Genomic DNA, 20,832 nt, shown 5'->3' on the forward strand with positions numbered 1-20,832 from the left:
ACCCGGGTCGGGCCGTTTGGTCTGGACCGGGCGATTTCTCTGGAAACCCTGGAGCAGTTTGGGCATAGTCCCGCGCTCTCGGGGCACCTGTTGCCGGTCGAGGCGGCGCTGGACGACATCCCGGCGCTGACTTTGAGCGAAACCGCCGCGACCCGCCTTACCTGCGGGCAGGCGATCCAGGTACCCGGAGAGAAAAGCGGTACGGTCCGGGCCACAGCGTCCGGTCGCCTGGTAGCAATTGCCGAGGTGGCCGACGGAGCGGTTCGGCCGTTGCGCGTGTTTAATCTCGACAAGAAACGGAGCCACGATGTCGATCACGGCAGAACGTAAGACCGAGCTGGTCAAGGAATTTGGCCGCGCGGACGGTGACACAGGATCACCGGAGGTCCAGGTCGCGATCCTGACGGAACGGATCACCAACCTGACCGATCACTTCAAGACCCATAAGAAGGACAAGCACTCAAGGCGTGGCCTGCTGATGTTGGTCAGCCGCCGCCGCCGCTTGCTCGATTATCTGCGTCGCATTGACGATGAACGCTATGCGACGCTTATCAAGAGTCTTGGCATCAGACGCTGATCACGATGGGGGACGCTTTTGGCGTCCCCTTGTCGTTTGTCTGAGACCAAGGCCGATCACGAAAGGCCGGTCTGCTGGTTGTCGCGCTGCCTAGCGACGCTAATGGCAAGACAGAATCAGAGACCGACCGACCGTGCCGATGGTCCGAAACCACGGCGCGGCGGGGCCACGATCCGCATGGGGCGGATCCTGGCCATGCCACTGAAAGCAGAAGGAAGGAACGAGGAATAATGTTTACCACCCACAGGAAAGAAATCATGTGGGGCGGTCGCAAGCTGGTTTTGGAAACCGGCAAGATCGCCCGCCAGGCCGATGGCGCCGTCATGGCGACATACGGCGAGACGACGGTGCTGTGCACCGCGGTGGCCCAGAAGGAGCCGCGCGAAGGCATCGATTTCTTTCCGCTTACCGTGAATTACCAGGAAAAGGCCTTTGCCGCGGGCAAGATCCCCGGCGGCTTTTTTAAGCGCGAGGGCCGTCCGGCCGAAAAGGAGACGCTGGCGTCTCGCATCATCGACCGGTCGATCCGGCCGCTGTTCGCTGACGGTTTTCGTAACGAGACTCAGGTCATCACGACGGTCCTGAGCCACGACCTGGAGAACGATCCCGACATCGTCGCGCTGGTTGGCGCGTCCGCAGCGCTGACCATCTCCGGCATTCCGTTTCTGGGGCCGATCGGCGGCGCCCGTGTCGGCTACGTCGATGGCGACTACGTCTTGAACCCGACCCTGGAGCAGATGGGCGACAGCCGTCTGGATCTGGTTGTTGCCGGCCGCGCCGACGCGGTCATGATGGTCGAGTCCGAAGCCGACGAGCTCAGCGAAGACGTCATGCTGGGCGCGGTCATGTTCGCCCATCGCGAGTTCCAGCCGGTGATTCAGGCGATCATCGAGTTGGCTGAAGACTGTGCCAAGGAGCCTTGGGATCTGCCCGAGGCGCCCGATCACAGTGCGCTTGAAGAACGGGTTCGCGAGTTGTGCGGCGCTGCGCTGTCGGAAGCCTTCGACGAGCCGGACAAACTGGCGCGTCAGGACAAAGTGGCGGCCGCCAAGCAGATCGCCAAGGACGCGTTGGCGGACGACGAAGAAGTCGACCCCAACGATCTGAAGGCCATTCTGAAGTCGCTTGAAAAGAAGACCCTGCGCGACAAGACGTTGAGCACGGGAACGCGCGTCGACGGACGCGACACCAAGACGGTGCGCCCCATCGTCGCGGAGGTCGGTGTCCTTACCCGCTCCCATGGTTCGGCGCTTTTCACCCGCGGCGAGACCCAGGCGCTGGTGACCGCGACGCTGGGTACCGGCCAGGACGAGCAGATCATGGACGCGCTCGAGGGCGAGTACCGCGAGCACTTCATGCTGCATTACAATTTCCCGCCCTATAGCGTCGGCGAAGCGTCGTTCCTGCGTTCGCCGGGCCGCCGCGAGATCGGGCACGGCAAGCTGGCCTGGCGCGCGGTGCATCCGCTTCTTCCGGAGAAGGAGGACTTTCCGTACACGATCCGCGTGGTCAGCGAGATCACCGAATCCAATGGTTCGTCGTCCATGGCGTCGGTCTGCGGTTCGTCGCTCGCCATGATGGACGCGGGCGTGCCGCTTCGCCGTCCGTGCGCCGGTATCGCCATGGGTCTGATCAAGGAAGACGATCAGTTCGCCGTGCTGTCCGACATCCTGGGTGACGAGGATCACCTGGGCGATATGGACTTCAAGGTCGCTGGCACCGAAGAAGGCGTCACCAGCCTGCAGATGGACATCAAGATCACCGGCATCACCGAGGACATCATGCACGCCGCGCTCAATCAGGCGCGCGACGGGCGCATGCACATTCTCGACGAGATGGCCAAGGCGATCAGCTCCAGCCGCGAGGGTGTCAGCCAGTTCGCGCCGCGCATCACGACGATCAAGGTGCCGACCGACAAGATCCGCGAGGTCATCGGTTCGGGCGGCAAGGTGATCCGCGAGATCTGCGAGACCACCGGCACCAAGATCGATATCGAGGACGACGGCACGATCAAGATTGCCGCGACCGATCCCAAGGCTTCCGAAGCGGCCGAGAAGTGGATCAAGGATATCGTCGCCGAGCCTGAGGTCGGCGTGATCTATGACGGCAAGGTCGTCAAGGTCGTCGACTTCGGCGCGTTCGTGAACTTCATCGGCAAGCGCGATGGTCTGGTCCATATCTCGGAGTTGACCAACGAGCGCGTCGCCAAGGTGAACGACGTCATCAACGAAGGCGACGAGGTCAAGGTCAAGGTGCTGGGCATCGATGACCGCGGCAAGGTGAAGCTTTCGATGCGCGTGGTCGATCAAGCCACGGGCGCGGACATCACCGAGGAGGTCGGCGAGCGCCGCCCGCGCCGCGAACGCGACGATAAAGAGAAGGAAAGCGTCGCCGCCGAAGGCTGACCAACTCAACCACCAACTCGATCGCCCCACATCGCGACGATGTGGGGCGATTTCGAGTCCTTAAGTTGTTGAAGCACGGTCGCTTTCCCCTGTCAGCGCGACTGCTCAGTGTGCCATCTTGCGCTGGCGCTTGGGTGCCGGCGTCATTACATTGTGACGATGGCCATGATGGTCGGTGCCGTGACATGGGTGTGACCCCGGGGGCCGGGAACGAAAACGCGTGAAATCGCTGAACGCAGTATGGATTTCGGGTCGCGAGGTTCTACCGCTTATTGAAGGCGGCAAGGGCATCTCCGTCTCGAACGGTGAGAGTTCCGGCGCCTGGGCGGCGGCCGGCGGCGCTGGCACGTTCTCCGGCGTCAACGCGGATTCGTTCGACGACGACGGCCATTACATCGAGCAGACCTATCACGGCAAGAACCGGCGCGAGCGCCACGAGGAACTGGTCGACTACGCGGTCGCCGGCGGGGTCCATCAGGCCCGTGTGGCCCACGAGCTTGCCGGCGGCCAAGGCGCCATCCACATGAACGTCCTGTGGGAGATGGCGGCCTGCGAGCGGATCCTGCACGGCGTTCTAGAGAAGGCCAAGGGGTTGATCCAGGGCGTGACCTGCGGCGCCGGCATGCCCTATCGCATGGCGCAGATCTGCGCCAACTACAGCGTCTATTACTATCCCATCGTCTCGTCGGCACGGGCGTTTCAGATCCTCTGGAAGCGCGCCTACCACAAGTTCCCCGAGTGGCTCGGCGGCGTCGTCTACGAGGATCCGTGGCGCGCTGGTGGCCATAACGGCCTCTCCAATGTCGAGGATCCGGAGAAGCCGGAAGACCCTTATCCGCGTGTTGTCGAGCTGAGAAACACCATGCGCGACCACGGCCTTACCCAGACACCGATCTTCATGGCCGGCGGCGTCTGGCGGGTCGATGAGTGGGAGGACTGGCTGGATAACACGGAAGTCGGTCCGATCGCCTTCCAGTTCGGCACCCGTCCGCTGTTGACCGTCGAAAGCCCGATTTCCGATGCATGGAAACAGCGTCTGTTGACGCTGCACGAGGGCGATATCTATCTCAATCGTTTCTCGCCGACCGGATTCTATTCCTCGGCGGTCGAGAACAGCTTTCTGCGCGAACTGAAAGACCGGAACAGCCGCCAGGTCGCTTATACGACCGAGCCGGTCGGCGATCACACGGAGGCGTTTCCGTTCGGGCCCAGGAAACGGCCGATTTACTTGACCGAACACGACCTTGCCCACGTCAACGGCTGGATCGCACAGGGTTTCGACGATCCGATGAAGACGCCGGATTCAACCCTGGTGTTCGTGACCGAGGAAAAGGCCGGGCAGATCCGCGCCGATCAGATCGAGTGTATGGGATGCCTTTCCCAGTGCCGCTTCTCCAACTGGAAGTGCGACGACGAAGGCACCACCGGCAAGAAGCCGGACCCCCGCAGCTACTGCATTCAAAAGACGCTGCAGACCATCAGCCACTCCGACGATATCGAGACCCAGCTGATGTTCGCCGGCCACAACGCGTTCCGTTTCGCCAGCGATCCCTGGTACTCGAACGGCTTCGTGCCGACCGTCGGTGAACTCATGGAACGGCTGAAAACCGGCCAATAGACCGAAAAACTGTGTGGAATCGCACAGTTTTGGCATGAAAACGGGCATTCTTCGTGTCAGCGATCACGTTCCCGTCGTTTTTTGTAGTAATTCCAATTAACACTCCTATATTTGCCCCATGTCTGCATATCTGACCCTTCATGATCTGGACCAGCGCCTGCGTGGCGCGGGTCTGCGTCCGACCCGTCAGCGCCGTGACCTCGCTGGGCTGCTTTATGGCGCCGGTGACCGGCACGTGACTGCGGAGGTCCTCCATCGCGAAGCCGTGGAGGCGGGCGTCAAGGTGTCGCTTGCAACCGTCTACAACACGCTGCATCAGTTCACGGATGCCGGCCTGTTGCGCCAAGTCGTGGTTGATGCCCAGCGTGCTTACTTCGACACCAATACCGGCCATCATCACCACTTCTACAATACGGCCGATCAGGAGCTGATCGACATCCCCGGCGACCATGTCGCCATGGGCTCGTTGCCGACGCCGCCCGACGGTATGGCAATCGAGCAGGTCGATGTTGTTGTCAGGATAGTCCCAAGCGACGACTAGCCTTTTTGCGCGATAGCGCAAAAAACCACACGGTCGACCTTGACATTAGTTTAGAGCCATTCCAGATAATGGGCAGGCCCCGGCACGCCTTGGGGCAAGACGTATCACCAATCAGACAGCCTAGCAGGGAGAACGACAATGTCGCTTGCCGGTACGAAGACAGAACAGAATCTGAAAGACGCGTTTGCTGGTGAGAGCCAGGCCAACCGCCGCTATCTCTATTTCGCGCAGAAGGCCGATGTCGAAGGATACAACGACGTCGCCGCCGTGTTCCGGTCGACCGCCGAGGGCGAGACCGGTCATGCCCATGGCCACCTGGAATTCCTCGAGGAAGTCGGTGACCCCGCGACCGGCGAGCCGATCGGCGCCACGGACCTTAACCTGAAGGCCGCGATCGCCGGCGAAACCCACGAGTACACGGACATGTACCCGGGTATGGCGCGCGCCGCCCGCGATGAGGGTTTCGATGAGATCGCCGACTGGTTCGAGACGCTCGCCAAGGCCGAGAAGTCTCATGCCGGCCGTTTCCAGAAGGCCCTCGACACTCTCGAAGGCTAGGTCGCTCAGACCGACTGAAGGCGCGGGGCGGTTGTTTCGGCCGCCCCGACCTCAGACCACCGGTGTTCGATCAGACCAATAATAAATCCCCGCAAACGGGGAAGGGACCTTCAGATGACTCAGGAAGGCGGTCTTGGCGCGCCTATGCGCCACATCATCGACTGGCAGAATCCGGATTTTACCGATCCCGATAAGATCGATGCGGAGTTGCGGCGTGTCTTCGACATCTGCCACGGCTGCCGGCGCTGCTTTAATCTCTGCGACTCCTTTCCGCGCCTGTTCGATTTGATCGACGAGTCGGAGTCCGGCGAGCTGGACACCGTCGACAGCAAGGACTTCGCGCCGGTCATCGAGGCCTGCACGCTGTGCGACATGTGCTTCATGACGAAGTGTCCGTATGTGCCGCCGCACAACTTCGATCTGGATTTCCCGCACCTGATGCTGCGTGCGCGCGTCGCCGACTTTCAGCGCGGCGAGCCGGGCTACTGGGACAAGAAACTGGCTGACACCGACGGCAACGGCAAGCTGGCAACCAAGGTCGCAGGCTTCGCCAACTGGGGCTCCAAACGTGGCAACGCGCTGACCCGACCGATCCTGGAAAAGGTCTGCAACATCCACCGCGACGCCGCGTTGCCCGAGTACGCCCGCGGCACGCTGGAGAGCGAGGCCAAGTCCGAGGATCTGGTGATCAACACGGCCGCGCCCGCCTTTGGTCAGAAGGCGGTAATCTACGCGACGTGCTTTTCCAATTACAACACGCCGGAGATCGGCGAATCCGTGCGCCGCATCCTCGCGCATAACGGTGTCGAGACCGAAGTTCTCTATCCCGTATGCTGCGGCATGCCACAAATGGAACAGGGTGATCTGGCGGAGGTCACGAACCGCGCCAAGACCGTCGCGGCAGCCATGAAACCGCATATCGAGGCCGGCAAGAAGGTCATCGCCCTGGTGCCCAGCTGCGCGCTCATGATGAAGTTCGAATGGCCGCTGATCGTGCCTCATGATCCGGATGTCCAGGCGCTTGCCGAGGCGACCTGTGACGCCAGCGAGTACATCGTCGACATCGCCAAGACCCATGGTCTTGCCGGTGATCTAAAGGCTCTTGATGGCCCGATCACGCTCCACATCGCGTGTCATGCGCGGGCCCAGAACATGGGCGCCAAGGCGGCCGAGATGCTGCGTCTGATCCCTGATACCGAGGTCAAGGTTGTCGAGCGCTGCTCTGGCCATGGCGGCACCTGGGGCATCAAGAAGCAGAACTTCGAGATCGGCATGAAGATCGGCAAGCCGGTCATTCGCGACGCCAACAAGAACGATCCCGAGGGCACCGGCTGGATCGCGTCTGAATGTCCGCTCGCCTCGCTCCACCTGCAGCAGGGCGTCGAAGAATGGGACGGGCGCACGGCACCGGCGCCGCGCCAATGCCATCCGGTCGAACTGATGGCCAAGGCCTGCGGCGTCTAGAGCAGATCCTGTTTTGATGGGATCGCTTCGCGATACCAGCAATTCAGGTGAATCTGCTCTCATCATAGATAGAGAGCGGATTCGCGCGGTTAGGTAGAACCGTTCAGCGGTTCTACCTAACCACGAACCGCTCTAGGACAAGAGAAAGAGAACCACCATGAGTGCAGCGCACGAGATCACCCGCGACGACATCCTGGCCGGCGACGACTACGCCCGCGACCGGCGCGATTACCGCAAGAAGTTTCGCGAGATCAAGCAGCACCGGCGCGTCGATGTCGGCCCGTTCGTTTCGTTCTATTTCGAAAGCCGCGAGACCATGTGGCATCAAATCCACGAGATGCTGCACATCGAAAAGGGCGGCGAAGAGCAAATTGCCGACGAGCTTGACGCCTATAATCCGCTGGTGCCCGGCGGCCGCAACCTGACCTGCACCATGATGATCGAGATCGAAGATCCCGTCCGCCGCGACGTCCAATTGACGCGGCTCGGCTGGATCGATGAGAAGATCTTCATGGTCGTCGGTGATCACCGCATCGCCGCCCAGCCGCTGCAGGACGCCGAACGCAATACGCCGGACGGCAAGACATCGGCGGTGCACTTCCTGAGTTTCCTGTTCAGCGACCAGGAGGTCGCCCTGTTCCGCGATCCCGCCACCAAGGTGACGCTGGACATCGACCACGAGAACTACAGCCACGCCGCGACACTCAGCGCCGACACCCGCGCCGCGCTGGCCGCCGACTTCAGTTAGGCGTTCGTGGCTTAGTTTGCATCGCCGGCCCACTGCCCTTCACGGCCAACCCGAGGATGTTGCCATGGGTGGCCTCGACGAAAACGCCTCTCGGCGGTTTGCCCCGGAAGAGGGGGAATGGGCCGGTGCCGGTGATGCGTAAGCAGATCAAGATCTAACCAGCTCCGGCCGGCACCAGCAGACGAGCAGCACTGCGCCGCCCGCTGGCCGGCAGGGCGCCGTACATCTGTTTCGATGCCTCGATCATGACGACGCCGGGAAGCGGCAGGCCCCAGCTTTGGCCGACGCGTTCCCAGGCCGGTGCCGACCACAGCGACAGACCACGCTGGAGCGGCGGCACATAGAGCGCGTGTTCGGTCCGCAAGGGCGTGAACATGCTGGCGCGCAGCAGCCGGTCTAGCTGATGTTCGCTATAGGGGTGGCCGTGGCCGAACGGCGTAGCGTCGGCGCGCGCCCACATGCCACGCCGATTGGCGGCCAGCACCAAAAGGCGTCCGCCGGGCGCCAGCACGCGCCAGACCTGGCGCAACATGTCGCGCTGCATTTCGCTGTTCTCGACCGCATGGGCCAGCAGCACGCGATCCATGCTTTCGTCGTCCAGCGGGATCTGGTCTTCGTCGATCAGACTGATCTGGGCGGGGCCATCCTGGGGCCAGCGGATAACGCCCTGGCCCGCCGGACAGAACGCCAGAACCCGCTCGGCCTCGCCGTTGAAGACCCTTAAGTAAGGTATGGCATAGCCCAGCCCCATCAGCCGTTGGCCGGAGACGTCCGGCCACAGCGTGCGGACACGGCGCAGCACGACGCGCCGGGCGGTTTGGCCCAGGCGGCTCCTGTAGAACGCGTTGAGGTCGGCGACATCCTGGTACATCACCGCCAGCTTAGCATGGCAGATCTGCTTCACGGACCGCCTGACACGGGCGTCTTGCGGGCGTAGTGTCGGGGCCTAAAGCAGATCTCGATTAGATGGAATCGCTTTGCGATGCCATCTGATCGGGTGAATCTGCTTTACTCATAGATAGAGAGCGGATTCACGTTGTTAGGTGGAACCGTTCAGCGATTCTACCTAACAACGACCCACTCTAGGGTTCAACAGGGACAAATGGCCATGAAGCTCTACTTCAGTCAGACCTCGCCCTTCGTGCGCAAGGTTGTGATCGCGGCCCAGGAAAAGGGTCTCGCGGGAGAGGTCGCCTATGTCGACGCCGCCGATATGGACGGGTTGGCCGGCGACAATCCGCTCGAAAAGGTGCCGGCGCTGGTCACCGATGACGGGCAGGCGCTCTATGACAGCATGGTCATCTGCGATTATCTGGACAGTCGCGGTTCGGGGCCGGAGCTGATCCCCGCCGACCCCACCGCGCGCAGCACGGTGCTGTGCCGCCATGCGCTTGCCGACGGCATCATGGAGGCCGGTCTCGCCAGCGTCATGGAAGGCCGTCGGCCCGAGGACAAGCAATGGTCCGATTGGACGACGCGCCAGGAAGGCAAGATCACCCGCGCGCTCGATCGCCTGGAAAGCGAGGCGGCCGAGTTGGGCGAGGCAGTCGACCTGTCGACCATCGCGGTCGGCGCGGCGCTTGGTTATGTCGACTTCCGCCTGGGCCATCTTAACTGGCGTGACAGCCGGCCCAATCTCGCGGCCTGGTTCGAGGCATTTTCCAAGCGCCCGTCCATGGCCGGCACCGTGCCGAGCGATCCCGCCTAAGGATCGTCATGGACTATGGGTCCATCGTCGAGGCGCTTAGTCCGCTCGGGCTGATCGCGCGCGGCGGATTTGACGTGCAAGCCGACGATGGTGTGCCCGGCGATCCCCGTTGTGTGGTCATGGTCGGCAATGCCGGGCCGCAGGTGTGGCCGGTGTTTGACGCGGCCAGAACCGACGGACCCAACCCCATGAACCGGTGGACGCGCCGAGTGCTGGACGACGTGGCGCTTCGGCTTGGCGCGACCCCCCACTATCCCTTCAGCGGCCCGCCGTGGCTGCCGTTCCAACGCTGGGCGCAACGGGCCGAGGCCGTCTTTCCCTCACCGATCGGCATGCTGATCCATCACGATCACGGCCTGTGGCACGCCTATCGCGGCGCGCTCGCCTTTGACCAAACGATCGACGGCTTGCCCGAGCGCGATGAGCGACCAAGCCCGTGCGACAGCTGCGCGGACAAACCGTGTCTGACGACCTGTCCGGTCGCGGCCTTCGATGGCGAGCGCTACGACGTCAATGCTTGCGCCGGCCATATGCGACGGCCGGAAGGCATCGACTGTTTGGATCTTGGCTGCCGGGCGCGGCGCGCCTGTCCGGTCGGACGCGACGCCGTCTATGTTCCCGCGCAGGCGCGCTTTCACATGGACGCCTTTCTTGGCGCACGCGACTGATCGGTTTGCGGTGTGGCCATGAAGAGGTCACGGGAGCCGACAAAGGCGCCGCCTATGATCAACAGGCACGCGACCGCCGCGGTCGTGGTGAGGGTGCCGGCGCCGATGGCAATCAGGATCAGCGCGGTGAACAAGGGGATCAGATAGCTCAGCGCGACGAGTGAGCGGACCTGGCCGAACTTCATGCCGTAGTCCCATGCATAGAGTGCCGCCGCCACATTGCCGACGCCGAAGGCAACGATCACCGCCCAGGCAATGGCCGACGGCATGACGGTGCTTTCGAAGATCAGGTGGATCGGCACGCTCAAAACCGCGCCGCCCAGGCAGAACATGGCGCCCGCATCGGTCTTCACGTCGGGCCAGCCGCTGCGACAGAATGAGTAGAGACTGAAGCACAGCGCCCCACCGGCGGCGATCATATAGCCAAGCAAGGGCGCCTGGTCGACGCCTTCTCCTGTCTGGCGCGACAACACAAGCACGATGGCGCCGCCGAAACCGGCCGCCGCGCCCAATCCATGCCACCAGCGGATACGCCGGTCCCGCAGCATGGCGTTCGCCAACAACAGAATGACGGGCCAGCTCAGCAACAGGAGACTGGCGTGGACCGGCGTGATCAGCTGGTAGGAGATAAAGAAGCAGACGGTATAGCCAAACGGCCCGGCGATGCCGACCAGCCAGACCTTCAGCGGCATCTTGAACTGGGCGGCGACCGACTGGCCGCGCGCGAGCCAGACCGGCAGCATGACCAGGAAAAACGTCACCATGGTCATGGCGATCAACTGGAACGGCGGAAAGTCGGGGATCAGCGTCAGGAGCGGCCCGCCGGTCGACCACAGGCAGATCGCGCCGAGCCCGACCAGGGTCGCGATAATCGTGTGCCGGGGAAGCTTGGAACCCATGCGCGCGCGGCCCGCCGTCAGATGCGCCGGGTCGCCAGGCCGTCGTCGATGATCTGATCGACGATCCAGTTGGCTAGGCTGTGGGTCGCGCTCTCGCGCTCCGAAAAGCGCCCGGGCGTGCGCAGCGCCGACATCAGGCCCGCCTGCTGCTCGGCGCCGATGGCGTTGTCCTCCTCGATCCCCTTGTCCCAGCGCCGGTAGTAAGGCTCGACCTCCGCCGGGAAGTCGGGCCGGGCCGCCGTCGCGCGCGGGAAGCACTGGCCGACATGCAGGATCGTGCGGTCGGCCGCCACCGGGCGGAAGGTCGACCACCACAGCGCGTCCTGGGTGCAGGCAAGCTGGGTGTTGGGGTGCAGCATGGTGAAGAAGGTACCTTCCCTGGCGCGCCCGCTTAGCGTCGGGATGTGGGGGAAGGGCGCGGCCTCGCCCGGCAGGACGGCGATGCTGGTTTCCTGCGCGATGAAGAGCGCGTCCCAGTGGCCGCTGGTCCGGACCTGCTCGCCGGTCTGCTGGCCGAGCGAGGCGCTGTGCACCGTGCCCGTGTGATAGGCCTCCATGGCGTTCTCGGCCAGAAGCTTCCAGTTGCACGGGATGTCGTAGTCGATCCGGCGCGTCGTCACCAGGTCGTCGAAATTGTAGCTGCCCAACTGTTCGGTCAGGTCGCCCAGATAGTCGGTGAGCGGCGGCGTCGACTGCGAATAGCAGACAAACAGAAAGCCCTGCCAGGTCTCGAGCCGGACCGGCGCCAGCGGCCAGTCGGCGGTGTCGAACCCCGTCGTTGCGTCCATGCCCGGCGCGCCAACCAGCCGGCCGGTAAGATCGTAGGTCCAGGCGTGATAGGGGCAGACCAGCCGCCGGCCGGTGCCGCTGCCCGTCGCGATCCGCGCGCCGCGGTGCCGGCAGGTGTTGGCGAAGGCGCGCAAGTTCCCGTCTTTATCGCGCACCAGCAGAACTGGCCCGCCCGGCGTCTCGACCGCCCGGTAGGCGCCGGCGTCGGCCACCTCGTCGGCCCGGCCGACGAAGTTCCAGCCCTTCAGAAACACCCGCTCGCGCTCGCGCTCGAAGAAGGCGGGCGCGGTATAGCACCAGGCGGGCAGGGTGGCGGCCTCCAGCACCGGCCGGCGCACGGCCGCATAGTGGGCGGGATCGAAGATATCCAACGCATCCGTCGTCATGACAGCCGCGAGCATGACAGAGCCCGCGCCCAACGGGCAAGCGGCCCGCAAAGGGTCACGCCCGCGCCACGGTTGTGTCCCAATCGGGATCCAGAATTCAGAAAGCTTGCAGAAAAGACCACTTTTACCTCTTAAAGGCGTGTATGATGGATTTGGAACATCCACTGAACGAAACCTGACATACGAGGCACGCATGCGTTTCAAGCACGATCCCCTCCGGCCCCAGCCGCGCCGCAAGAAGAAAAACGAGACTTCCGACGAGACCGAACAGCGCTTGAGCGCCGATCTGCGCCTTTTGATGACCGACGAGCGCTATCAGAAGAACGACCCGGATTACCGTCACTTCGTCCAGCGCCAATACCGCCGCGTCTACGACGATCCCTCCGGCGAGCCGCGGGAGGGCTTGCGCATCGGCCGCCCGGAAGTTTTCGTCACCTACCTCGAACCCTTCGACCGCGACCGCGAGCGGCGGATCAGGCGCGGGGAGGAGGTGGAGCGGCACGTCACACAAGATCGCCGTCCATCAACTACCGTCAGCCAGTCTGAACTCGGCCTAGCCAATGCTGGCAGTGCAAGAAGGCAGGCCAGTGGCAATGCAGAGACGATCGACGAACCGGACGTCATCCCGTACTGGGAGCGTGCGATTGGGCAATCGGGTCCTAACGAGAGAACGCGATCGACACCTTTTCCAGGAATCAGGGACGTCAGAGACGAAGACACCCTGCGACGCTATCAAGACCATCTCGATGAGCAGAAAGAACGCGCAAACGATGTAGCCGATGCACGTCGCAGATCCTGGGTCTTTATTCAATCAGCGAGCGCGTCGGGTTACGACGAGGCTGCGCGTGCGCACGAACACTACCTTGAAGGTAGCGGAGAGCCCCTCATTGTTGATTCAGAGATCGTTCGCTCTTACGGGCCCGTCAACGATGCGGAAAAGGACATCCTGACTCACCTCAAGGACTGGTTGCGAGGAACGCTGTCAGATTCACGATTCGGGCAGCCCTGGCTCGATTTGGCCAATGGGGAGAGGACGATTGTTGGCAAAGAGTCCTTTGATGCGGATCGTGTTGGTGGACTCGTGAACTGGAACACAACCTTTGACGGTCCCAACAGTAAACTTGACCCTGAGTTTTGGACTGATGCCCGCATGACCTTCAACTCTGGAACGCTGGATAGCTTCAGCCAACTGGTGTTCGAACGTCACGGGACTCGGATCAAGGTCAACGGTTTCGTCAATCTGCGCGTGTCAGACCGCTATGACTTTGAGGATGGTCACATCCTGGAGTCAAAAGTTCTAGAAGATCATGGCGACGCCAAGAGCTTCGACATCTCAACGACAGTTTGGACTCGTCCAATTTCTGGGTGGATAGAACTTGGCGGTTCGCAAACGCCACGCGTCGAACTGATCTATGACGACTGACGCCTGGAGAGCCTTCAAGCGGGAGCGGCGGCGGCGCATCTGTCGAGGTATCCGTCGCACATTCTATTTGACCGCGGGCTCCATCCTCGCCGCGTTCGTGATCGGTTATGGCTCGTGGTTTCGCCTCGGATGGACGGATCTTCCTTTGCGTTGTGTTGATTGGGCTTGGGGTGAGACGCGACAGATTTCGGGCGAGTTGCGACCCGAGGCTGCCGACGCGCTCAAGACGTGGCTGACAACACTCTACGGCGATGGTTCCGTGAAGCAGGATACGTCCGGCCGTCTTCGCGTCCGTCCCGTCGTCGTGTACTTCGGCGATGAGGGCCGCTTGAGATCATTGACAGTCCACCTGACCGATTGGTTTTCCGACTTGAGGGACTATCCGGGGTCCGGCCCAGGGACGACCGACGACTGCCGCGTCGTCCAGCACTATCTCATGTCGGAAGGGCAGGCTGCAGCGTGTGACGATTCATGGGTTCAGTTCTTCATGAGAGAGATAAAGCAAGACAACTGGCCCGCGATGACACGGTTCTTCAGAGTGAACCAGCCTAGTCCAGGGCATGTGTATGACATGACGATGGATCCGCATGCTTTGGTCTTCCGGGATTCATCTGAGAGTACCGCACCACGAGATTTACCAGAGCTGGACTGTGGTCCGCCAATGGGTCACAGGTTCGTCTACGGCACCATACTCTTCGCCGGCTCGGTGATTTGGTTCTTCAACTCGCTGTGGCCTTTCTAATGCCGGCCGACCGATGACGACTGATGCCTGGAAGGCGCTGAAACGAGAGAGACGTCGACGCGTTTGCCGAGGTATCTGGCGGACGTTCGTCTTGACATTGGGTCTTTCGCTTGCCGCCGCTTTTGTTGGCCATGTCATCTGGTTTCGATCCGGTTGGGTCGATCTGCCACTCCGGTGCGTCGACGAACGTAGCGAACGTGAGCTCTATGGAGAAATGACACCGAAAGCCGCGGCCTCCTTCGAAGCCGTCCTTCGTGCCATGTACGGCGATGCGTCCGTAAAGAGGTCGGATGCAGGCGCCGTCATGGTGAAACCGGCCGTTGTGTACTTCGACGATGATCGTCGCCTGCTTGAACTGACGGGGTTTATGGCACAGACGCTTGCGATAGCGCATGGTTCGCCCTATCGCGGCACAGGCTGGTCGCAAGATTGCCGAGTTGTCCAACAGCACCTTATGACCGGCCAACGTGCCGTGTCGTGCGAGGACGCGTGGGAACCCCACGTCTACGGCGTGATTGGGCAGAGTTCTTGGCCATGGCTAACGCGTTTCTTTCGCGTGCGCGACTTGGGGCCGCACGCTCTGAACAACCTGCCGAGCAAAGCCCTACCAACCCCCGCCGAGCGGCCAGCCCATGTTGCCGGTCCCGCACTGCTGGGCAACGTTAACTGCGGACCGTCTTTCCACGATCAACTTCTCGAAACCTTCTTTGCTGTTGGCAGCTTTGTCGTTTGGATTGGACAGTCACTGTGGCCGTTCGATTGATGATGCGTTGCGTATGTCATGACGACTGATGCTTTGAAGTCGCTCAAGCGTCAGCGGCGGCGGCGTATCTGTCGCGGCATTCGTCGAACAGTCTACTGCACAGTCGGCGCCATCTTCGTCGCGTTCGTGATCGGTTATGGCACATGGTTCCGTTTCGGCTGGACGGACCTTCCCGTAAGTTGTGCCGACTGGCAATGGGGTGAAGCGAGGTACGTCTTCGGCGACCTGCGGCCCCATGCCGCCGACTCGCTCGAAACAGCGCTCGCGGCGCTCTACGGTGACGCGGCCGTCAGACGGGTCAGCCCGGAACGCATCCAGGTGCGTCCAGCCGTCATCTACTTCTACGATTACGATCGCCTCTATGATCTCTCGGCCTATCTGACGGTGAGGTACTCGGATGTTCGGTCCAATCGCGGGACGGCGTTTGATGTCGCGAAGGACTGCCGTCTTGTTCAGCACTACCTGATGGCAGGTGGTCGGGCTGAGTCGTGCGACGAAGACTGGGATGCACTCTTCCTCATGTTCATCAGACAGGACACGTGGCCCCTACTGACCGGCTTCTTTCATGTCGAACAGCCGAGGGCGACGCATATGGGCGAGTTTCTGGACAGCACGCTGCCCGTCCATGTCGAAGGTCCGCGCTGGCTGGCAAAACCGATGCCGCTGTCGGAGCTGAATTGCGGACCGACAAAGGGACACGTGATCTTGTTCGACTCAATCCTGATCCTCGGCGAGATCACGTTGTTCGTCGAGTCGCAATGGCCGTTCTAGCAACTTGACCAATTCGCTACTGCGCCAGTTCGCCGAAGTCGTGGCTGTAATCGGTCGGCGCAAACCCGCCGATCGTCTGGCTGATGGTCTTGCCGGGCCAGAGATAATCGACGCGGCGTTCGGCCGGGCGGTAGACGGCGGTGTAGGCGGTCGGGAACACCGCGCGGCGGGAGTAGAGTGGCGGTTTGAGGAAACGGCCGGCGAGGTTGTCGAGCGTCATGGCGGGATCGTCGAGGAGCGCCGCGAGGTGGGCGTGTCGCTCTGCAGTCTGGCTTCGCGCGGCGTCTTCGGGCCACGTGACCTCTTCTTGATGGTTCGTGCAGAGGCGGTCTTTCGTGACAGCCGGCGTGCGGGTCGGCCCGACGTAGACGGTCGCGTGATCGCCGGCCGCATCGAGCAGGGTGACGTTCTGGGTGAGCGCGACGGGAATGCGGCAAAGCGCGGCGGCGGCCTCGTCGACGCTGCAACAGGTCTCCAGCACGTAGCGCAGGATCAGGATGATGGAGAAACCCTGGCCCTGGTCCTGGCCGCCGCCGAAGGTGAGGCTCGCGACCAGACCGTCGGCGTTTATGCCGTCCAGGCAGCCGCCCCAGGGGCGTTGCGCCTTGCCGATGACCTCGCGACCGAACCAGGCCGTCGTTTCGAAACGATCGCTCACCGTGTCTAGCGGGAAGTCGTAGTTGCGCACCAGTGCCGGGCCACCATCGCCGAGCCAGACCGCCTGGCTGCAACCTGTCATCAGCGGCGGCGGGCGATAGTGGCTGAGGATGCGCTGGGCGAGGTCGTCGTCGCCGAGCAGCGCGCAGGCCTTGTCATAGGGCGTCAGGAGTTCCGGCATGTGCTGGTCGAGCGCGGTGCGGCACGCGGCGGCACTCGGCGGATCGGCCAGGCCTTCGCCCCGGTACCAGCGCTCGGTTTCGGCGCGGCCGGCGTTGAAACGGGTCAGCCAATCGGTCCCCGGTTCGGTCTCGCGGGCGAAGACAAAGCGCTTTTTCATCAGCGCCAGTGTAGCCGATGGCAACGCGGGCCGCTCGTCGCGGCCCGCTGCCGGATCAGGCCATATAGGCGCCGCCGTTGACCGAGAGTGTCGAGCCGGTGATGAAGCCGGCGTCGTCGCTGACCAGGAAGAGGACGCAGCGGGCGATCTCGTCGGCTTCGCCGATGCGCCCGACCGGAATGCCGGCGAGGATCTTCGCCATCATGTCGTCGGAGACGCCCGAGATTAGATCGGTCGCGATGTAACCGGGGCAGATCGCGTTGACCGTGATGCCCTTGCGGGCGTTCTCCAGGGCGACCGCCTTGGTGAAGCCCAGCATGCCGGCCTTGGCGGCGGCGTAGTTGGCGACGCCCAGCTGGCCGGCCTGGCCGTTGATCGAGCTGATGTTGACGATGCGCCCGAAGTTGGCGCCGCGCATGCCGGCCAACACTTCGTGCGACATGTGGAAGCACGAGCACAGGTCGACGTTGATGACCCGGTCCCAGTCCTCCGCACTCAGCTTGTGGCAGAAGCCGTCGCGGCTGATGCCGGCGTTGTTGACCAGCACCTCGACCGGGCCGACCTGTTCGGCAACCTGGGCGACGCCGGCCGCGCACGCCTCGTGATCGGCGACATCCCACTTGAAAGCGGGAATGCCGTGTTCGGCGCTAAAGGCTCTCGCGGCCTCGTCGTTGCCGCCGTAGTTGACGGCGACGGTGTAGCCCGCGTTCTTCAACGATGTTGCGATAGCCGCCCCGATGCCCCGGGTGCCGCCTGTCACCAATGCCACTCGTCCCATGATTATCCCCTAACATCAATACGACGGACGGCGGGTCGGCTCACGCCCCCCGCCGCCACGTCACCACAAGGTTATGACAGGCGTCTAACGCGCCTGCTTTAACGAGTCCAGCACGTTCGAACGCGCCATGACTTCCATCACACCGGCGCGCCTGGGCGCCGGCTCAAACGGGCGCCGATCAGCGCTCCAAGCACATGGCGACGCCCATGCCGCCACCGATGCACAAGGTCGCCAGGCCCTTTTTGGCGTCGCGCTTCTGCATCTCGAACAGAAGCGTGGTCAGGACGCGCGCGCCGGATGCGCCGATCGGATGGCCGATGGCGATGGCGCCGCCGTTCACATTCACCTTGTCGGTGTCGAGGCCGAGGTCCTTGTTGACGGCGCAAGCCTGGGCGGCGAACGCCTCGTTGGCCTCGATCAGATCGAGGTCGTCGACCGACCAGCCGGCCTTTTCAAGCGCCTTGCGGCTGGCCGGGATCGGACCCGAGCCCATGATCGCCGGATCGACGCCGGCATGGGCCCACGATGCGATGCGCGCCATCGGCGTCACGCCGCGCTTGCCGGCCTCATGGGCGGTCATCAAAACGACCGCCGCGGCGCCGTCGTTGATGCCGCTGGCGTTGCCGGCGGTGACGGTGCCGTCCTTGGCGAAGGCGGGGCGAAGCTTGGTCAGCATCTCGATCTCGACGCCGTGGCGGATGTACTCATCCTGGTCGACGACGATGTCACCTTTGCGGTGCGGCACGGTGACCGGCACGATTTCGTCGGAGAACCGGCCGGCCTTCTGGGCGGCCTCGGCGCGGTTCTGCGAGGTCATGGCGAAGTTGTCCTGCTGCTCGCGGGTGATCTGCCACTGGTTCGCGACATTCTCGGCCGTATTGCCCATGTGGTAGCCGTTGAAGGCATCCCATAGGCCGTCCTTGATCATGGTGTCGATCATCTCGGCCGGGCCCATCTTGGTGCCGTTCCTTAGGTTCATGCAATGGGGCGCCTGGCTCATGCTTTCCTGGCCGCCGGCGACGACGACATTGGCGTCGCCCTCTCGTATCTGCTGGTAGCCGACGGCGACCGCGCGCAGGCCGGAGCCGCAGAGCTGGTTCAGGCTCCAGGCCGGCGATTCGACGGGAATGCCGGCACCGATCGAGGCCTGGCGAGCCGGGTTCTGGCCTTCGCCGGCCTGCAGGATCTGGCCCATGATGACCTCGTCGACATCACCCGGCTCAACGCCGGCGCGGCTCATGGCGCCTTCAATGGCGGTTTTGCCCAGGACATGGGCCGGCAGGCTCGACAAGCCGCCGTTAAACGACCCGACCGGCGTGCGGGCGGCACTGGCAATGACGATCTCGCTCATGACTGGGTCCACTCCCTGCTTCACTGATGGTGTGGTTTCTATATAGGACATTTGCGTTCATTTCGCAGGTGCGAAATGACGTGCCCGGCCGAAGTCTCACACGGTTTTGCGCAGCCAGGCGTCGAGCGGATCCCACAACTGTTCGCGCGCGCGGCGACCGACCACCATGCCGATATGACCGGCCGCCGGCGTCATGACCTCGGCGCGCGGCAGGCGGTCGGCAAGCGGCTGGGCACTCTCCGGCGGCACGATGTGGTCGCGCCCGGGAATGGCGACCAGCGCCGGCCGGTCGATCGCCTCGGGTCGGATGATCCGGCCGCCGATCTTCCAGAGATCGCGGCCGGGCAGGTTCTCGCCATACCAGCCGTGCAGGCAGGTCCGCCCGACCGGGCCAGTAAGGGGCACGCCATCGTTGAGCCAGTCCTCCAGGGCGACGAAGGCGTGGGCCTGCTCGCCTGCCGGGTCCATGCCGGCGAAGCGGCGGAACTTCGCCTGTATGAGACTCGGCGACATCGATGCGAACATCATCTGCAGGACGTCGACCGGGATCATGCCGTCGGTCTTGCCGGCGGCCTCGACCTGGGGTGTCGCCATGGCGAAGAGGCCGGCCTGGCCGCTGCGGTTGGCGTGAAAGTCCCATGGTGTCGCGAGCAGGGCGAGGCCCGCGACGTCGGCGCCATGATGCTGCGCCAGGGCAAGCGCCAACAGGCCGCCCATGCAGTAGCCGACGACCGGCACCGGCGCGCCGCCCAGTTTGCGGGCCTCAGCCAGCGCCTGGGCCAGATAGCCCATGATGTACTCGTCCAGGTCGAAACCGGCCTCGGCCGCACTTGGCGCGTCCCAGTCCATCAGCAGCGGTCGCCAGCCCCGGTGTTTCAGGTAGCGCGCCAGGCTGTTCTTGGCGTCGAGGTCCAGGATATAGGCGCGGTTGATCAGCGACGGCACCAGGAGCACCGGCTGGCCCGTGCCGCCGTAGTCGCGCAACTTGGCGCTGCCTGCTGTCCAGATGGGGTCGGGGTCGATGGCGGTGCGGCGATAGGGGTGACGGCGATAGGCTTTGACGCCAGCCAGGAAGTCGGCCATGCGCTGGGTGGCTTCACCGTGCAGCGCGCGGGCCAGGTCCTCAGCGTTGGCGGCCTCGACCGCTGTCTGGATCGGGGCGGCCTTTGCGCTCAGACTTTCGTTCCAGGGCAGCAAGCCGTTTTTCGCAGGCATCAAGGCGCCCAGCGAACTCATCCATACGGCGAAGGATGTCGTCATATGGAGCGCCAGGGGCCGCGGGCCCCGACGCAAGGCCGCGGCCGTCACCGCCCTTGGTACCGGCAGCGGCGGCCAGCGGCGCCATCCAGGCCTCTGCCCATTTGGCCAAAGCCGGGTCGGTCGCGGCGGCGGCGACCTGCTCCTGCCACAATTCCATGAAATCGCGGGCCAATTGCTCGAGATCGGGATCTTTTGTCATGACAAGCAGTATAGGAAGCGGCCGTGTCGGCGGACACAGCTTTGTTATGGCGCTGCAACAAGCGCTGTTCGCAGTGCAGCATTTGGACCATAATACCCGTCCGATAAGCTATTGGGTATGAAACCATGGCGCGGACCAAGGACCACATCGACGGCGAAACGGTCGTCATCAAGAAGTACGCCAATCG

General features: G+C 63.3%; 21 protein-coding genes. 14 read left to right on the forward strand and 7 right to left on the reverse strand.

Features of this window, described 5'->3' with window-relative positions; genetic code table 11:
- From AAF563_22960 to AAF563_22995, 8 genes are all read left to right on the forward strand, one after another.
- The coding region (locus AAF563_22960) for a tRNA pseudouridine(55) synthase TruB (protein MEM7124157.1) at positions 1 to 330 on the forward strand (330 nt) is incomplete at its 5' end.
- Positions 284 to 577, forward strand: coding sequence for a 30S ribosomal protein S15 (rpsO, locus tag AAF563_22965; GenBank protein ID MEM7124158.1), 294 nt, complete (start codon positions 284 to 286; stop codon positions 575 to 577). The genes AAF563_22960 and rpsO, both read left to right, overlap by 47 nt.
- Positions 578 to 807: 230 nt before the next feature.
- On the forward strand, positions 808 to 2,982 hold the full coding sequence (gene pnp / locus AAF563_22970; GenBank protein ID MEM7124159.1) for a polyribonucleotide nucleotidyltransferase: 2,175 nt from the start codon (positions 808 to 810) through the stop codon (positions 2,980 to 2,982).
- A gap of 220 nt (positions 2,983 to 3,202) precedes the next feature.
- Positions 3,203 to 4,600 carry a nitronate monooxygenase gene (locus AAF563_22975; GenBank protein ID MEM7124160.1) on the forward strand — a complete coding sequence of 466 codons (1,398 nt, stop codon included), beginning with the start codon at positions 3,203 to 3,205 and terminating at the stop codon, positions 4,598 to 4,600.
- 118 nt (positions 4,601 to 4,718) lie between these two features.
- Positions 4,719 to 5,141 carry an iron response transcriptional regulator IrrA gene (irrA, locus tag AAF563_22980; GenBank protein ID MEM7124161.1) on the forward strand — a complete coding sequence of 141 codons (423 nt, stop codon included), beginning with the start codon at positions 4,719 to 4,721 and terminating at the stop codon, positions 5,139 to 5,141.
- A gap of 138 nt (positions 5,142 to 5,279) precedes the next feature.
- A complete protein-coding gene (locus tag AAF563_22985) occupies positions 5,280 to 5,699 on the forward strand; it encodes a rubrerythrin family protein (GenBank protein ID MEM7124162.1) in 420 nt (139 codons plus the stop codon).
- A 114-nt stretch (positions 5,700 to 5,813) separates the two neighbouring features.
- The gene (locus tag AAF563_22990) at positions 5,814 to 7,163 is read left to right on the forward strand and encodes a heterodisulfide reductase-related iron-sulfur binding cluster (protein MEM7124163.1); all 1,350 of its coding nucleotides are present in this window, start codon (positions 5,814 to 5,816) and stop codon (positions 7,161 to 7,163) included.
- Positions 7,164 to 7,320: 157 nt separating this feature from the next.
- On the forward strand, positions 7,321 to 7,911 hold the full coding sequence (locus AAF563_22995; GenBank protein ID MEM7124164.1) for a DUF3501 family protein: 591 nt from the start codon (positions 7,321 to 7,323) through the stop codon (positions 7,909 to 7,911).
- A gap of 154 nt (positions 7,912 to 8,065) precedes the next feature.
- On the opposite strand, the gene AAF563_23000 is transcribed toward AAF563_22995, so the two are convergent.
- Complete coding sequence (locus tag AAF563_23000) at positions 8,066 to 8,815, reverse strand: methyltransferase domain-containing protein (GenBank protein ID MEM7124165.1); 750 nt, start codon at positions 8,813 to 8,815, stop codon at positions 8,066 to 8,068.
- Positions 8,816 to 9,019: 204 nt separating this feature from the next.
- Between AAF563_23000 and AAF563_23005 the strand changes: the two genes are divergently transcribed.
- Both AAF563_23005 and AAF563_23010 read left to right on the forward strand, forming a co-directional pair.
- Entirely contained in the window at positions 9,020 to 9,619 is a 600-nt protein-coding gene (locus AAF563_23005; protein ID MEM7124166.1) for a glutathione S-transferase N-terminal domain-containing protein, read from the forward strand.
- Between the two features lie 8 nt (positions 9,620 to 9,627).
- Positions 9,628 to 10,287, forward strand: coding sequence for a ferredoxin (locus AAF563_23010; GenBank protein MEM7124167.1), 660 nt, complete (start codon positions 9,628 to 9,630; stop codon positions 10,285 to 10,287).
- Here AAF563_23010 and AAF563_23015 read toward each other — a convergent pair.
- Together AAF563_23015 and AAF563_23020 are read right to left on the reverse strand one after the other, a co-directional pair.
- On the reverse strand, positions 10,254 to 11,186 hold the full coding sequence (locus AAF563_23015; protein ID MEM7124168.1) for a DMT family transporter: 933 nt from the start codon (positions 11,184 to 11,186) through the stop codon (positions 10,254 to 10,256). The genes AAF563_23010 and AAF563_23015 overlap by 34 nt on opposite strands.
- Positions 11,187 to 11,203: 17 nt before the next feature.
- Complete coding sequence (locus tag AAF563_23020) at positions 11,204 to 12,376, reverse strand: aromatic ring-hydroxylating dioxygenase subunit alpha (GenBank protein MEM7124169.1); 1,173 nt, start codon at positions 12,374 to 12,376, stop codon at positions 11,204 to 11,206.
- A gap of 178 nt (positions 12,377 to 12,554) precedes the next feature.
- Here AAF563_23020 and AAF563_23025 point away from each other — a divergent pair, with 178 nt between their 5' ends.
- The 4 genes from AAF563_23025 to AAF563_23040 all read left to right on the forward strand — a co-directional run bounded on the left by AAF563_23025 (position 12,555) and on the right by AAF563_23040 (position 16,060).
- A complete protein-coding gene (locus AAF563_23025) occupies positions 12,555 to 13,784 on the forward strand; it encodes a hypothetical protein (protein ID MEM7124170.1) in 1,230 nt (409 codons plus the stop codon).
- Entirely contained in the window at positions 13,774 to 14,526 is a 753-nt protein-coding gene (locus AAF563_23030) for a hypothetical protein (protein MEM7124171.1), read from the forward strand. The genes AAF563_23025 and AAF563_23030 overlap by 11 nt, the downstream gene beginning before the upstream one ends.
- A gap of 304 nt (positions 14,527 to 14,830) precedes the next feature.
- Positions 14,831 to 15,289 carry a hypothetical protein gene (locus AAF563_23035; GenBank protein ID MEM7124172.1) on the forward strand — a complete coding sequence of 153 codons (459 nt, stop codon included), beginning with the start codon at positions 14,831 to 14,833 and terminating at the stop codon, positions 15,287 to 15,289.
- A gap of 18 nt (positions 15,290 to 15,307) precedes the next feature.
- A complete protein-coding gene (locus AAF563_23040; protein MEM7124173.1) occupies positions 15,308 to 16,060 on the forward strand; it encodes a hypothetical protein in 753 nt (250 codons plus the stop codon).
- 16 nt (positions 16,061 to 16,076) lie between these two features.
- On the opposite strand, the gene AAF563_23045 is transcribed toward AAF563_23040, so the two are convergent.
- From AAF563_23045 to AAF563_23060, 4 genes are all read right to left on the reverse strand, one after another.
- Entirely contained in the window at positions 16,077 to 17,081 is a 1,005-nt protein-coding gene (locus AAF563_23045) for a C45 family autoproteolytic acyltransferase/hydrolase (GenBank protein MEM7124174.1), read from the reverse strand.
- 31 nt (positions 17,082 to 17,112) lie between these two features.
- On the reverse strand, positions 17,113 to 17,835 hold the full coding sequence (gene phbB, locus AAF563_23050) for an acetoacetyl-CoA reductase (protein MEM7124175.1): 723 nt from the start codon (positions 17,833 to 17,835) through the stop codon (positions 17,113 to 17,115).
- Positions 17,836 to 18,013: 178 nt separating this feature from the next.
- Positions 18,014 to 19,186 carry an acetyl-CoA C-acetyltransferase gene (locus tag AAF563_23055; GenBank protein MEM7124176.1) on the reverse strand — a complete coding sequence of 391 codons (1,173 nt, stop codon included), beginning with the start codon at positions 19,184 to 19,186 and terminating at the stop codon, positions 18,014 to 18,016.
- A 96-nt stretch (positions 19,187 to 19,282) separates the two neighbouring features.
- Positions 19,283 to 20,446, reverse strand: a complete 1,164-nt coding sequence (locus AAF563_23060) for an alpha/beta fold hydrolase (GenBank protein MEM7124177.1) — start codon at positions 20,444 to 20,446, stop codon at positions 19,283 to 19,285.
- Positions 20,447 to 20,832 lie beyond the last annotated feature (386 nt).

It is taken from the genome of Pseudomonadota bacterium (genome assembly GCA_039028155.1).
In the GTDB taxonomy this organism is placed as follows: Bacteria; Pseudomonadota; Alphaproteobacteria; order SP197; family SP197; genus JANQGO01.

Coding starts and splice junctions, on each gene's coding strand:
- AAF563_23035 (MEM7124172.1), top strand. CDS start 14,831: ATGGTGAAACCGGCCGTTGTGTACTTCGACGATGATCGTCGCCTGCTT.
- AAF563_23015 (MEM7124168.1), bottom strand. CDS start 11,186: ATGGGTTCCAAGCTTCCCCGGCACACGATTATCGCGACCCTGGTCGGG.
- AAF563_23060 (MEM7124177.1), bottom strand. CDS start 20,446: ATGACGACATCCTTCGCCGTATGGATGAGTTCGCTGGGCGCCTTGATG.
- AAF563_23010 (MEM7124167.1), top strand. CDS start 9,628: ATGGACTATGGGTCCATCGTCGAGGCGCTTAGTCCGCTCGGGCTGATC.
- AAF563_23055 (MEM7124176.1), bottom strand. CDS start 19,186: ATGAGCGAGATCGTCATTGCCAGTGCCGCCCGCACGCCGGTCGGGTCG.
- AAF563_22990 (MEM7124163.1), top strand. CDS start 5,814: ATGACTCAGGAAGGCGGTCTTGGCGCGCCTATGCGCCACATCATCGAC.
- irrA (MEM7124161.1), top strand. CDS start 4,719: ATGTCTGCATATCTGACCCTTCATGATCTGGACCAGCGCCTGCGTGGC.
- AAF563_23030 (MEM7124171.1), top strand. CDS start 13,774: ATGACGACTGACGCCTGGAGAGCCTTCAAGCGGGAGCGGCGGCGGCGC.
- pnp (MEM7124159.1), top strand. CDS start 808: ATGTTTACCACCCACAGGAAAGAAATCATGTGGGGCGGTCGCAAGCTG.
- AAF563_23005 (MEM7124166.1), top strand. CDS start 9,020: ATGAAGCTCTACTTCAGTCAGACCTCGCCCTTCGTGCGCAAGGTTGTG.
- AAF563_23020 (MEM7124169.1), bottom strand. CDS start 12,376: ATGCTCGCGGCTGTCATGACGACGGATGCGTTGGATATCTTCGATCCC.
- phbB (MEM7124175.1), bottom strand. CDS start 17,835: ATGGGACGAGTGGCATTGGTGACAGGCGGCACCCGGGGCATCGGGGCG.
- AAF563_23025 (MEM7124170.1), top strand. CDS start 12,555: ATGCGTTTCAAGCACGATCCCCTCCGGCCCCAGCCGCGCCGCAAGAAG.
- AAF563_23040 (MEM7124173.1), top strand. CDS start 15,308: ATGACGACTGATGCTTTGAAGTCGCTCAAGCGTCAGCGGCGGCGGCGT.
- AAF563_22995 (MEM7124164.1), top strand. CDS start 7,321: ATGAGTGCAGCGCACGAGATCACCCGCGACGACATCCTGGCCGGCGAC.
- AAF563_22985 (MEM7124162.1), top strand. CDS start 5,280: ATGTCGCTTGCCGGTACGAAGACAGAACAGAATCTGAAAGACGCGTTT.